Source organism: Fibrobacter sp. UWB16, from assembly GCF_900215325.1.
In the GTDB taxonomy this organism is placed as follows: domain Bacteria; phylum Fibrobacterota; class Fibrobacteria; order Fibrobacterales; family Fibrobacteraceae; genus Fibrobacter.
In genome coordinates this window covers 732,124-745,918 of the sequence record NZ_OCMS01000001.1, presented here as the reverse complement: position 1 = coordinate 745,918, position 13,795 = coordinate 732,124, and the positions used below count along the sequence as shown (strand labels likewise).

Annotated in this window: 10 protein-coding genes; 8 read left to right on the top strand and 2 right to left on the bottom strand. The window is 49.4% G+C overall.

Annotated features, from left to right (window positions below):
• Window positions 1-103 precede the first annotated feature (103 nt).
• The 6 genes from dtd (at window position 104) to CRN95_RS03085 (ending at window position 4,605) form a co-directional block, all read left to right on the top strand.
• Entirely contained in the window at window positions 104-541 is a 438-nt protein-coding gene (gene dtd / locus CRN95_RS03110; protein ID WP_073425108.1) for a D-aminoacyl-tRNA deacylase, read from the top strand.
• Window positions 542-746: 205 nt separating this feature from the next.
• The gene (locus CRN95_RS03105; protein WP_097020065.1) at window positions 747-1,574 is read left to right on the top strand and encodes a hypothetical protein; all 828 of its coding nucleotides are present in this window, start codon (window positions 747-749) and stop codon (window positions 1,572-1,574) included.
• 111 nt (window positions 1,575-1,685) lie between these two features.
• Complete coding sequence (asd, locus tag CRN95_RS03100; protein WP_097020064.1) at window positions 1,686-2,543, top strand: archaetidylserine decarboxylase; 858 nt, start codon at window positions 1,686-1,688, stop codon at window positions 2,541-2,543.
• Window positions 2,544-3,374, top strand: a complete 831-nt coding sequence (locus CRN95_RS03095) for a hypothetical protein (protein ID WP_097020063.1) — start codon at window positions 2,544-2,546, stop codon at window positions 3,372-3,374.
• A gap of 21 nt (window positions 3,375-3,395) precedes the next feature.
• Window positions 3,396-4,253, top strand: a complete 858-nt coding sequence (locus tag CRN95_RS03090) for a hypothetical protein (protein WP_235002841.1) — start codon at window positions 3,396-3,398, stop codon at window positions 4,251-4,253.
• A 16-nt stretch (window positions 4,254-4,269) separates the two neighbouring features.
• Window positions 4,270-4,605 (top strand): GerW family sporulation protein, encoded by a 336-nt coding sequence (locus CRN95_RS03085; protein ID WP_088629867.1) that lies wholly within the window; start codon window positions 4,270-4,272, stop codon window positions 4,603-4,605.
• Window positions 4,606-5,434: 829 nt separating this feature from the next.
• Here the strand turns inward: CRN95_RS03085 and serC are convergent.
• Both serC and CRN95_RS03075 read right to left on the bottom strand, forming a co-directional pair.
• Window positions 5,435-6,541 (bottom strand): 3-phosphoserine/phosphohydroxythreonine transaminase, encoded by a 1,107-nt coding sequence (serC, locus tag CRN95_RS03080; protein ID WP_073425102.1) that lies wholly within the window; start codon window positions 6,539-6,541, stop codon window positions 5,435-5,437.
• A 150-nt stretch (window positions 6,542-6,691) separates the two neighbouring features.
• Window positions 6,692-7,216 carry a hypothetical protein gene (locus CRN95_RS03075; RefSeq protein WP_235002840.1) on the bottom strand — a complete coding sequence of 175 codons (525 nt, stop codon included), beginning with the start codon at window positions 7,214-7,216 and terminating at the stop codon, window positions 6,692-6,694.
• A gap of 303 nt (window positions 7,217-7,519) precedes the next feature.
• On the opposite strand from CRN95_RS03075, the gene CRN95_RS03070 reads away from it, so the two are divergent.
• Together CRN95_RS03070 and CRN95_RS03065 are read left to right on the top strand one after the other, a co-directional pair.
• On the top strand, window positions 7,520-11,428 hold the full coding sequence (locus tag CRN95_RS03070; protein WP_097020061.1) for a hypothetical protein: 3,909 nt from the start codon (window positions 7,520-7,522) through the stop codon (window positions 11,426-11,428).
• A 21-nt stretch (window positions 11,429-11,449) separates the two neighbouring features.
• Window positions 11,450-13,732, top strand: a complete 2,283-nt coding sequence (locus tag CRN95_RS03065; RefSeq protein WP_097020060.1) for an OmpA family protein — start codon at window positions 11,450-11,452, stop codon at window positions 13,730-13,732.
• Window positions 13,733-13,795: the final 63 nt, after the last annotated feature.

Sequence of the window (13,795 nt, the reverse complement as noted above, 5' to 3'; positions counted from 1 at the left end):
CGAGTGAAGCCGCTGACGCCGTAGGCGTCAACTCCGAGCTGGGGCCCCGCCCGCATGACGTACTTTTGCGTTTCAAAAACAATTAATTTTAGAGTAATTAAAAATGAAATTTTTAATACAGCGAGTCACTAAGGCTCAAGTTGATATTGAAGGTCAAACCGTCGGTAAAATTGATAACAAGGGATTCCTTGTGTTGATTGGCGTAGGCGAGGGCGATACCCGCGAAATCGCTGACCGCTTCATCAAGAAAATGCTTGCGCTCCGCATTTTTGCTGACGAAAACGGAAAGACGAACCTCTCCATCAAGGATGTCGGCGGTTCACTTTTGCTTGTTTCCCAATTTACGTTGTATGCCAACTGCAATAAGGGCAATCGCCCGACATTCAATGGTGCTGGCAACCCGACGCTCGCTAATGAACTTTACGAGTATATTATTGAACAGTGCAAAAAAGAAGTTGCCGTTGTCGAAACCGGAAAATTCGGTGCCGATATGCAAGTGAGCCTCGTCAACGACGGCCCATTTACTATAATGCTTGAATAGCACGAGTCTTATTGCTTTTGTCATTCCCGGTTTAACCGGGAATCTCCTTAAAGGCGAATGCTGCGAAAATGCTTGCATTTTCATAGCTGAGCCGATTGGAGTGGGCTATAGCCCCATCTCCTTCTTGTAAAACTGAAAGGGTGATGCCTGCTCGGAGGCAGGCATGACAAGTAGAAGATTATACGTGGAATATTTGGAGTTTATTATGAAGTTTTGTCAATTTATGTTCTTGTTCGCCTCAACGCTTTTCATCGCTTGTGCGGGGTCGCGCGATAGCGCTCCCGAAGGCGGCGACATGGCCGATGCTCCGTGCACGGAATGTGGCACGCAAGGCGATATCGTGCTGAAAATCACGGACGAAAAATTCTACCGCGAATGGAACCAGGTCGCGTTTAGTCGTATCGATTCCAATGCGGTTGTGGGTGTATTCCCTGCGCTTAAGGTGACGGCTACCCGTCCCGAAGATTGCAAAATGTGCCACAGCTTTAGTGCTGACGCTCTCGACTTTGACCTTGCACGTGTCGAAGATTCCTTGTTTGCCAAAGCGTTCCCGAAAATGCAGCGAGACTTGATGATTGTCGGCATGCGCGTGCCGGATGCAGATTCCGCTTACGTCGATTCGTTGTCTGCAAAGATTCTAGCTGAAAAATTCGTGGAAGGCAAGCGTCTGGATGATGTGACTCCGTGGGAAGAGCGCGATGGCGTGGAACAGACGATTGCACGCCAGTTGCCGTTTAAACTTAAAGAATTGCTGAATGGCATTGCTAGCCGTTATGAACTGCGCTACTTGACGATTCCGCTTGTGCTGAATGTGGAAATGGATCCGGATTTAGGCAAGAAAGGCGGATTCACATGGCAAATCGTGTGGAGCATGTGGGATGCCCGCTACGGTGAACTTGTCGCCCTCACTTACTCCAAATTCACCGCTGCAACGACAACTCGCGTGGCGCCCGAAAAGGAATGGACGACGCCGTTTGCCTCTAGACTCTGGAAACTGCTCAACACTGACGTCGCGCATTTCGAAAACCACTAATTTAGTTACTAGTTCTTAGTCATTAGTTATTAGATTAATTTTTGGCGCCTTCGGCGCGATTATAAATAACTACAGACCATTGACTAAAGACTAATTACTACTTTTTAAGTTATGAACACTCCTTTCTACGTTTTTATGAAGCTTTTGCCGAAGAATGCCGCAAGCCGCATTTTCGGTGCCTTTACGCGTTTACGCATCCCGTTCCTGAGCAAAATCGCTCGCAACGCCTTTGCTAGCTATTACAAGCTCGACATGTCTGAATCGGAATACCCGCTCAGCCATTACAAGAACATCGGTGAACTTTTTATCCGCAAGCTCAAGCCGGGTATGCGCCCGGTTGCCGACGGTGCCGAAATCGTGAGCCCGGTCGATGGTGTGCTTTCGCAGACGGGAACGTTCGATGGCGATGACCAGAACTTGATCCAGGCGAAGGGCAAGACTTACACGCTCAAGAGCCTTTTGCGTAGCGAAGAACTTGCAGAACGTTTCAAGGGCGGCGCCTTTGCTACGATTTACTTGGCTCCGTTCAACTACCACCGCATCCACAGCCCCGTCAAGGGCGACCTCGTGCTTTCGAGCTATTGCCCGGGGACGCTTTGGCCGGTCAACGCAGGCAGTGTCGAACGTGTTGAAGGTCTTTTCAGCATCAATGAACGCTTGACGAGTGAACTCCGCTTGGCGGATGGTTCCGAAGTGCTCGTGGTCAAGGTCGGTGCGACAAACGTTGGCCGCATTGGCGTCGTGTATAACGATTCCATCTTGACGAACGCAGGCAAGCTCCCGCGCGACAAAAAGCGCTTGGACTGGATTCCGAATCAGCAGTTCTCTTTTGACCGTGGCGATGAACTTGGCCGCTTTGAAATGGGCAGCACCGTGATTCTCGTGGTCGACAAGAAAATTCGCGAACGCCATCCGGACTTGTTCAAGTCCCGTCTTGGACAGGCGGTGAGGGTGGGCGAGGCTCTCTAGTTGGTCTCGGTAAAGCGTTTTATTCACGATGAACCAGCGCTATTCAAGGCTTCGAAAGCCTTTGTAGCGCTCCTTTTCAAGTGCGCTGACCCCGTAGTTTATGTTGCTCAAAAAATGCCCACGGCAAATGAACAAATTGCGTGGACATTGCTTGGTTCGGTCTTATTCCAGGATCGTTCTTACCCCGATATCTTGCGCCTCCTCGTGAAGTTGCACGAGCGTTTCCCGGGCGATAAGCTTTGGTCGCTCCCCGTGCCGAAGGGCGGTGAAATTGAAGAGGTCGTGGAACAGACGTTCAATAGCCGCAACTGGACTGTCTTTGAACATGTCTCCGGAATTTTCTGGAGTGTTGGGCTTTTTGTGCGCCATCACCCGGATTTGGTCGCTTGGATGCGAGAACGGACTCCCGAAGAGATGTGGCGGGACTTGGGCGAAATCTATTTTATGGGCCGTTCGAATCCGCGCCCCAAAGCTTGTGCCGCAATTTACCGCTTGCTTGCCCCGCAACCGCTTGGCCTTGGCCTTGCGTGTCGTGACAGTTCTAGAATGCCGCCGCTCCCGCTTACGATGGGCGCTCGCCGTTTCCTCGCGATGCTCGGCCCCGCGAAGGAATCTAGCTTTGCGGAACTTGAACCTTCACAAAAACAAAAACTTGCGAATGAGTATTTTGTGGCGCTTGCTCCGGAGAATCCGTATTTTGCAGCGCATTCCCTCCAGTTCTTTTTGGAGAACGGTAGCGAATGCTTCATTTGCCGCGAGCTCACGTCGCATTGTTCCAAGTGCCCGCTTTATGAGTATTGTAATTATGCCGAAGTCCGCAAACGTGATTGATGTATGCTAAATTTTATGAGTATGAATCGTTTCCTTTCGGTGTTGCCTAAGTTTGTTTGCGCTTGTGCTTGTGCGGCCACGTTTGTTTTGTGTGCTTGCGAACCGAAAGAAGAGGAATCTGTTGATTATACGGAGCTGTGCTACAACGACAGGTGGCCGATGGATGATATCCGTATCGATGAACATCCGAACGATGATATTAAAGCTCTTGTGAAGCGCGTCGATTTGCGTTATCCGATGGGGATGACGGGTGATACGCTTGATGTGACGATTCTGGAATTCAAGAGCGACGTCTATGCGCTTGATTATTACATGAACAGTGGGCGTTTTCAGGGAATTGTCCCGATCTTGCGTGGCTCGTTCTTGGAACAGAGTATTCGATCTGCGGCGCGAATCTTCATCTTCAAGCACGATAGCTTCCGCCGTTATGAACGCAGCGATCTTGAAAACTACGTCCGTCAGTTTCCGAATGCCCGTCATGGCGGTTTCCCGCAGGAATTCCTGAGTCTCCCGTTTGAACATCGTGAACTGGGGCACACATCGATCCTGACAAAGTATTTTATTGGCGTTAAGGCTTATTTCCCGGTGCTTGCCCAAAGCTATCGCGACTCCGACTTGCAGTGGAATGTCGCTCGCAGTTGGGACCAGGTTGAAGAAAACGATTTTATCGCCTGGGGCCGTCAGTTGAATATTGTACACCCCAAAGGCATTTACCGCGAAACCTCGACGCTTTATTTTACCGCAGGAGAGGGGGTGAACGGCATGGCGACGAGACTCCCCGGTGGACGTGTCGTGGCGGCTTGGGGCTATCTTGACTGGTCCGATTTGGAGCGTAAATTCTTTACCGCGAGCGATCGCGTCTACAGCGCGCGATACTAATTACTATATTCAGAATATGGCTATTGAAAAACTTGCAGAAACTCTTTTAGAAAAACTCCGCTTCATCACGAAGGCGGAAACTGTCATTGGTGAACCGATTCAGGCCGGTGATACGACTGTGGTGCCTGTGAGTCGCGTTTCCGTAGGCTTTGGCTTTGGCGGCCATCAGGGCAAGGGCGATACGTCTGCGTCTGGCGGTGGTGCTTCGGTCGATCCGGTGGCGTTCCTTGTTATCAAGGGCGATGACGTGCGCGTCATGCCGATTACCAAGGATAGCTCCCTCGTTTCGAAAATTATGGATATCGTTCCCGATATTACAAATAAATTTGCAAAGAAGCCCGCTGACAATTAAGCTGTTGTCATTGAGCTCTCCTGAGTTTGTTGTGTCCGCCTTTGTGCGGACATTTTTTTTGCGCCTGTTTTTTCTGCATCGCTCGGCTCGGCAATAAGAATGAGTATACTCATTCTTGCTGCACTCGCCTTGCGTGTCATTCCCGGCTTGACCGGGAATCTCCGTCTTGTATTTTTGGTTTAAAACGTGTATTTATTGGTCTTTTTCTCTGTTTTAACCTTTTTAAGAACTTTGTTAGATTTTTGAGAACATTTTGGGAGTGTGTTTAGGTGGTGTATTTGCAAAATAATATTTAAAAATGCGTTTTTCTATTGACATTCGCTGTTTAATAGAGTATCTTTATTCATGTAAAAACGAGAAAGTGAAAGCCTTTGGGTGAATATGGGTTAGTAATTTTGAGAACAAAAAGAAGGTTCTAAACTTATCTCGCGAGTTTTGCAAGGCCGTGTTTGGTTGTTGGGGCCTTGCAAAATACCCGGCACGGGGACATACGTGCCACGAAATCCTCCTCCAAGGCGCCGTAATGGCGTACTCCTAACACAAAAAATAGGACCTCCTCATGCTCCATGAGGAGGTTCTTCGTTTATGCGCCCGGGCCTTCTGCCGGCACGCTCTGTCATGCCCGCCTTTGTTTTTTTTTTGTTATGCCCCACTTGATGTCTTTGACTACTTGCAGCTATGCTGCTTAGTAGTCATGATCCGCGTATGGGGAGGGCATCTCCATTAAATGAGGTAAACGAAAAAGCCCCGGTCTATGACCGAGGCTTTCTCAAATGCGTTAGGTCCTTCGACTTCGCAACTTGCGTTGCTCTGCTCAGGATGACACGTTTTAGCCGAGAACTTTCTTTTCGAAGTCGCCGAGGCAGTCAACGAGAGCCTGCACGCCTTCGACCGGCATGGCGTTGTAGATAGAAGCGCGGAAGCCGCCGACAGAACGGTGACCCTTGAGCTGCTGCAGACCGCGAGCCTTTGCGAATTCGAGGAATTCCTTGGCGAGGTCATCGGCCTTGTCTGCTGCAACGACGTCCTTGTTGAACACGAACGGAACGTTCATGATAGAACGATCTTCCTTAGCAGCCGTACCGACGAACACCTTGGAGTTGTCGAGTGCGCTGTAGAGGAGAGCGGCCTTGGAGCGGTTCACCTTTTCGATAGCGTCCACGCCACCGAAATCCTTGAGCCACTTGAGGGTGCGGTTCATCACGTACACGGCGAATACCGGAGGAGTGTTGAACATGTTGGCAGCGTCGATGTGGGTCTGGAAGTTGAGCATCGTCGGGATGGTGCGGTTCACCTTGCCGAGAAGGCCCTTCTTGATGATCGTGACAGTCACGCCAGCGCAGCTGATGTTCTTCTGAGCGCCGCCATAGACGACACCGAAGTCAGACACGTTGATCTTACGGGCGAGGAAGTCGGAGCTCACGTCAGCCATGAGGAAGCCGGACTTCGGCTTCGGGAAGTTGTGCCATTCCGTACCGTAGATTGTGTTGTTGGCGGTCACGTGGAGGTAGCTAGCGTTGTCGCTGAGCTTCAAGTTCTTGTCGATGCGGCTGTAAGTTTCAGACTTGGTGTCGCAAGCGGCGAGAGCGTTACCGAACTGCTTAGCTTCCTTGTAAGCCTTGTTTGCCCAAACGCCGGTCAAAGCGTAGTCGGCCGTAGCGTTCTGGTCCAAGAAGTTCATCGGGAGCATGCAGAACAAAAGTGAGCAACCACCACCGAGGAACACGATGTCGTAATCTTCCGGGATGCCCATCAATTCACGGAGGTACTGTTCCGTCTGGGCGAACATGTTTTCAATCGGCTTTGAACGGTGACTCATGGAGAGGATACTGATGCCGCTGTTTTCGAAGTCGATGCATGCAGCAGATGCTTCCTTGAGTGCCTGTTCCGGCAAGACCGACGGTCCTGCGCTAAAGTTATAGACTTTATTTGCCATTGTTGTGTTCCTTTTTAGGGGTTGTGCCCTTTTTAGGGGCTAAAAAAATACGGTGTAAAATTAGTAAATAGGCGGTGGAGTGGCAATAGAATATATTGCTCCAAAAAACGAGAAACCCGCCGTAAATGGCGGGTTCTTCCTAATTTTGAATTAAACTCCAAGTGCCTGAATTGCGGCCTTGTACTTCTTGAGACGGAACTTCGTCTTGAGTTCGCGGCGTTCCTGGCGGTGGATGTACTTATCGTCCATGAGCACGTTCAAGATAGCGCTCTTTGCCTTTGCTGCAGTCGGATTGTCCTTGAGTGTTTCGACAAAGCGTACAAAGTCCTTTTCACGGGCGTCGTAGGTGGCGTCTTCGGCCGGCACACCCTTTTCCATGAGGTGGCAGCTATATTCGTCGATCCATGCCTGGTTCTTGTGGTAGGTCATCTTCTGGATGAGGTCGACCATATCGGCAGGAACACCCATCTGGATCATGTCGTCCGGAGTCTTTTTAGTGGCGGATGTAATGGAATCCTGCAAAATGGCGAGAACCTGGACATCTTCGGATTCGCCTTTGTTCTTGAGATAATCGGCGACGTTCTGGAGGAAATCGATGTATGGGCCACCGGCCTTGTCTTGCTGGCCTTTGTGTACGGATTCTGCAATTTTGTAGGCGTCTTGATAAGAAAGCATTATTAACCTTTTTTTAAAAACTTCGAGCATCGACGATGCCCATGCCATGAATATACATAAAGCTTGGATAAAAATGTGCCTGTTTTTTCGACAATTCGAGAGAAAAAGCGGGATAACCCCACTTTATGTTGTTTTGTAACTGAAAATTTACATTGTAAGCTTTAAATAATTAAAAAATGTGATAAACTTTACAAATTAACTTATAAAAACTATATTTTGACAGAATTTTGTAACAAGCGGGTGTGCGGTCGATCACAGGAAACTGTTGAACGGAAGCACGCCTTTTTTTATTGAAGGAAAAAAATGAAAAAAAATACCCTGAAACTTGCCGTTGCAGCTTCTGCGATGACAATGATTTTTGCCGGTTGCGGTGACGACGTTCTCGTGTCTGAGGAAGTCGCGCAGTCTTTCACGACTGTTAAATCAATCAATCCTAAAGATTGTAATGATAAGACTGAAGGCTCGATGGCCTTTGTGAAAGATGAATCCACGATGTACGTCTGTACCGATGGCGAATGGATTGCTTTGAATGACCAGGACGCTATCGAATACCGTTGCGAAACCAAGTCTTTTACCGAAGGTGAAAAGTCCGGCGTTAAAATCATTTGCGATGGTGATACGATCGGCACTGTCTATAATGGTGAAAAAGGCGCCAAGGGCAAACAGGGAGATCCCGGCGAGAATGGCAAGAATGGTGAAAATGGCGATAATGCCGACATGAAAGCTGTCGAAAAGGCTATCAAGGATGGCTTGAAGGATGCTTCCGAGGAATTGGGTAAGGAAGTCGACGATAAGCTGAGCAGTGCCTCTGCCAAGAGCGAACAGGATAACGACGAACTCGATAAGAAGTTGAGCAGCCTCGCCGAAGAATACGACAAGTCCTGTAAGCTCAACGCCGAACCGGAGTATAGCAAAGACGGCAAGACCGTCACGATCTCGGTGAAGTGCGGTGAAGTCGAAAAGAAATTCGTCGCCAATCTCGATGACGAAAACCTTAAAAAAGTCTATAAGAAGCACATCGTCGTGCGTTTCCCGGTGTATGCCGAAAAGACGACGAGTTCCGAAGATGTGTACGAAGAAATCTGGAAGAACATCAAGGGCGGTAACCACACCGAACTTACCGTGGTGGATCTTGACGAAAAGCTCAATGCGACCGGCAAGATGTTCGTGACGGACCTGTTTGCAGATGCTACCAAGAGCGGTGCGTTTGTGACGGTCGAAGAGACGAACAAGAAAAAAGTGGAATACAAGGTTGCACGTCTTGAAGGCGATATTGAAGTGACGAACTTGAGCAATCCGCTTGCTCAGCTCCGCATCAAGATGAACATGACGAATGCTAATGGTGGGTTTACGTTTGGCGGCAATGGTTCCTCTTCGACAGAGGTAATCTACAATGCCTTCACGGACCTTTCCGATGAATCCGAAACGGTCGTAATCGACTTCCTTACGGACTACAAGGCCGAACGTGTGAAAAAACTGGTCCAGAAGGGCGATGAAACATTTGCTAAGGCCGGCGCTCAGGCTAATATAGAACTTGCTAAGGCTCTCTCCTTGGTTAAGGATCCGTCAACGCTTGCTGCCTTTGAACACTACCTGCCGGGTAGCGGCGATGGTATTGGCCTTACCGAATACTTCAATGGCGTTGTCTGGGTGATGGCTCTTATCGATCAGGGAAACAAGGTCCCGGACTTCAATAAGATTTACAATGAATACCGCAAGGTCTTTGCCGAAAATGGTGACTTTAACCAAGCTATCGAAACGACTTACGCTGGCAAAAAGCAGAGCATGTTCTTTGTGGATTACCTTGCTTTGCTCATCAATGCAAACTTCTTCAAGTGGAATTGCGCATTGGATGCAGATGGCAATGTGAGACCGATGATGCTTTATAATGGCGAATGCGAAACGGATGATTATCGCGGTCATGATGAAATCTATTACAAGATCCTTCAGGATGGCTTTGTTAGCGCCTACAAGCTTGATACGACTAAGGCTGTTGAATTTGATAAGGACTCCAAGATACAGAAGTCCGAAGTCGAAGGTGGCCATTTCCGTTATTTCGAATACTATCGCCGCGATAGGATTTGGTATCCGGCAAATAATCTTGACCAAATTGCTTTTGCTGAAACTGGAAAGTGCGATGCAACTGCTGCAAATGCAGGAATACGTGCTGTATTCACGGTTGATAAAGCTGATTTCAGCATGCTGTGCCAGTGCGAAAGGGGTGAGTGCCGCTATGGAATGGTGGATCCTTGCCAGGGACGCGATGAGGGTTATGAGGGTTTCGCTTATTTCGGTACGGATCCTGATTTAAGCGCTTACGTGTGTAAGAAGGAATGCTATGATAGCGATGGCAATTTGACGGACGGTCAGTCTGGTACTTGCAACATTGTAAGTTATGATCCTTCTAGCCCTTCTCTTGAAGATGTTGTTCCGAACGGCAAGACTATTGACGAAATTTTGAACCCGGCTGAAGGCGAAGGCCCGCTCGGCAAGTGTACTGCAGCCAACAAGGATGTAGTGAAGTCCTTTGACGAAAAGGATGCTGAACGCTCTACCACGACTGGTTATGGCGATTATATATGCAATGGCGCAAAGTGGGTCAAGGCAAGCCCGGTGGACCTTTATTGCGTCGGTGACAATGTTAAGGCTACCGAACAGAAAGTTGCAGATGAAGATCTCGCTGCTTTGGGCTTGAAATACGACCAAAAATGCGAATTTGAAGATGTACTTTATGTCAGGAATAGTGAAGAAGCTGGTAGCGAATGGGCCGATGCTACGGGCTACATTCGCAGAGCCGGTAGAAGATTCGTTCCTCGCGCCATCAACGGAGCTCGTATCATCGACATTCCTGTTGGTTATGAAACTCTTGTTAACAAATTGGGTATTAGAGATTCCGTGTACGTATTCATGAACGGTTACAAGGAAAATGCTATCTATAAGTGCATCGATGGCGAATGCTCGGAACTTTCTGATGATAATGCTATTACGAAATTCGTTGATCAATTCCGTGATGAAAAAGGAAAAAATTCTTTCACTTCGACGGACAGCTTGAGCATCTTCTGCAACAAGGCTGAATACAAGAAGGCTGCTAGCGGCTATGTGGCAGGAATTGCATATGAAGTTGAACTGGGTAATGCTGCTAGCAAGACGAAGTATGTCGCTTCTGCCAATAGAAAAGACTGGCACGAAGTTGGACCTTCTGACTTGTATGGCGAGTGCAGTGAGAGCGTGATGAAAAATGCCGAAGCAAACTGGGTTACTGTCGGTGGTCAAAAGTATGCATGCGACTGTAATCAGAATGGTGATAAATTAGAATGTGATTGGCGTAAGGGTACCGCTACAGAAACTGCGGTGGACAAACCCTGTACTAAGAACATTGCCGATGCTGAAACAGTTACTTTGTTTAATGGCCCGAATAGCAAGGTTTACCTTTGCAAGTATACTCCTATTCCGGATAATCTTGGTGCTCATGACCTTGTCGAAGCTACTAGGGAAGCATGGTGCGCTGAAAATCGTAAACTTCTTGCAGGCCATGATGAAGAATGCCTAGCTGGCGAAGAAGTTTGCACTATATGTGATAATATTCCTGAAGGTATTGAAGGAAGTGGTAAAACCTATATTAAACGTTCTACTTCTGGAGAAGTTGAAACAGTAACTGCTGAATCTTTCTTTAATGTTGACTGCGCTGAAGAACCGCACTTTATTGGTGATCTCGCATCGTACCAATTTGGATACTACAATGATTACAGCGAAGACCAGTATAAGTACACGGATAATTCTTTGGTTCATGACTTTATTTGCAATGAGAAAGGCAATGTTGCTGAAGCGGCTGACGAACAAGAAGCATGTAACGCGGCCTTCGAAAAGACTGATATTTGTAAGTACATGAAGGAATATTATCGTTATGAAGGTACTGCTACAGAAGGCGAGTGGAAAAAGATAACTACTGCGGAAGAATACTGCAATCTGATGATGAAAAAAGAAAAAGGCTGGGCTGAATGTAGCTACGAAGCAATTGCTGCTGTAGAACATCCTAATGAATGTGCAGAGGATGATGCCGGCTGTCAACAATGGGAAATGCTTGTGTTTGATTATACATGCTTTGTTCCGTCTGGTTTAACATGGCCTGAAAGTGTTGATCCCAGTGAAGAATCGTTGGTTGGGCAGTGTGGCTTGTCTCCTGAAGGATGGCGTTGGAGTAGTGGAGTCTAATCGCAGAGATAATCTAGCAGTATGAAAAAACTTACCCTTATACTTGCACTTGCGCAGGCGGCGGTCTTTGCACAGACCGGCCTCCTGGGGGGTAAAACAGGCCTTCACCAGCAAGATGCAAATACGCTTGGCTTTTTCCATTTCCGCGTGGGGACGGGCGGTACGATTGCGACCGACAACTGGGGCTATACTCGTGGCGCCCAGTTCACAGACCGCAAGGGCCGTGTCCAGCAGCTCGACGTGTGGGATGCCCGAATGGAAAAGGGCCGTATTGATGGTGCCCTTACCGGCAACTTCAACTTTGCCTTTGGGCTCCGCGATGACTTGGACATCGGCGTGAGCCTCCCGATTTACTACGACCACGCAAAGGATTACTCTGGCGAAGCAATCCGTGCCCATATGGGCGAGGGTGGTCTCGGCGACTTGCAGTTCTATGGCAAGTATCGTACACCGCACTTGTTCGGCCCGGACTACATGACGACTGCAGCCGTTGTCGATCTCACGATCCCGACTGGTTGGAGGGGCGTGGGTATGCGTCCGCGTCACGCCTGGTTCCTCGATAACGAAGGTGGCCCGACGTACGCCTACACGGCAAACAGCGTGATGCTCGGCCTTACGGGAATCGTCTCTGTCGATTACACCAAGAAGGGTGTTCCGCTTGTCTGGAATTCTTCTCTTGGCCTTATGCTCGGCTTTGGCGATGCCTCGAACACGCTTGTGTATAGCACGGGAGTGAACTGGCTCGTGAATGATTACATCCAGCCGTTCCTTGAATTCAGTGGCGAAATGCGCTTTGGCAACGATGCGTATCCGTTCAGCCCGATTACCGACCCGATGGTACTCACGCCGGGTATCAATGTGAAGATTCCGTTCTTCGACATTGACTTTGCTGCAGGTCTCGATATCGGTATCGGAAACCTTGTCGATGGCTACGACAAGAATGATGCCATGGACAACTGCAAGGATTTCCAGATCAAGTACAAGGGCGAGACTGGTTACCGTGCCAAGTATTGCTATGTGTCCCAGCCGCTTATTGCCGGTATTGCAAAGCTGACCTGGACGTTTGGCTTTGACGGTGACGACGACAACGACGGTGTAAAGAACCGCAAGGACAAGTGTCCGGATACGTTCCCGCCGATCGTCGTGGACGAATACGGCTGCGGCATCGATACTGACGAAGACAAGGTCTTTGACGGTCTCGACAAGTGCCCGGATACGCCGAAGGGTGTGCCTGTGGATAGCGTCGGTTGCCCGTTCGATACGGACGAAGATGGCGTCTATGACTACAAGGATATGTGCCCGGATACGCCGAAGGGCGTGCCTGTCGACTCTGTCGGTTGCCCGTTTGATACGGACGAAGACGGTGTCTTGGATTACAAGGACCAGTGCCCGAATACGCCGAAGGGTGCCGTTGTGGATAGCGTGGGTTGCCCGCTCGACAGTGACAAGGACGGTGTGTTTGACGGCTTCGACAAGTGCCCGGATACGCCGGAAGGTGTCGCCGTGGATGCAGACGGTTGCCCGCTCGATACCGACAAGGACGGCGTGCCGGATTACTTGGATCAGTGCCCGAATACGCTCCCGGGGATCAAGGTGAACAAGCGTGGCTGCCCGCTGCGCCGCAAGGAAGACTTGGATTACCTCAAGAAGGGCATCCAGTTCGAATTCGGTTCTGCAAAGCTCTTGCAATCCAGTTACCCGACTTTGGACGACATCATTGCGCTCCTTGTGAAGATTCCGGAGGTGAAGCTTGAAGTCCAGGGCCATACGGATATCGTGGGTACCGAAGACTACAACCAGAAGCTTTCTGAAGACCGCGCACACTCCGTGACGGACTACTTCGAGTCTAAGGGAATCCCTGCGGAACGCCTCCGCGCTATTGGCTTCGGTACTCGTATGCCGCTTGCTGATAACGTAACGGATGCTGGCCGTGCGAAAAACCGCCGTGTGGAACTCATCCCGTTCGGCTACTACACCGAAGGTGATGGGACTGTAGCTGCTCCGTCTGACTCGCTCTTGCAGGATAGCACCCTTGCTCCGCCGAAGCCGAAGGTCGCACCGGAAGCTAAGCCCGAAGTAAAGGGCAAGCAGAAGGGCGATGTGCAGAAGAAGGTGAAGTCTACGACCTCGAAGGCTGCTTCTAAAAAGAAAAAGGATATCGAGGCGAAGGCAGCCAAGGCTGTTGAAGAGCTGGACGCCGAAGTAAAGGCTAAAGCTGCTCCGGTTGCCGAAAAGGTGAAGAACGCTGTAAAGAAGCTCGCCTCTCCGAAGGCTGAAAAGCCCGCCGAAGCGCCCGCGCAATAGAAGCGCACCCTTCTCGATGAATGTAAAAAGACCTAGCAAATTCGCTAGGTCTTTTTGTCTTAT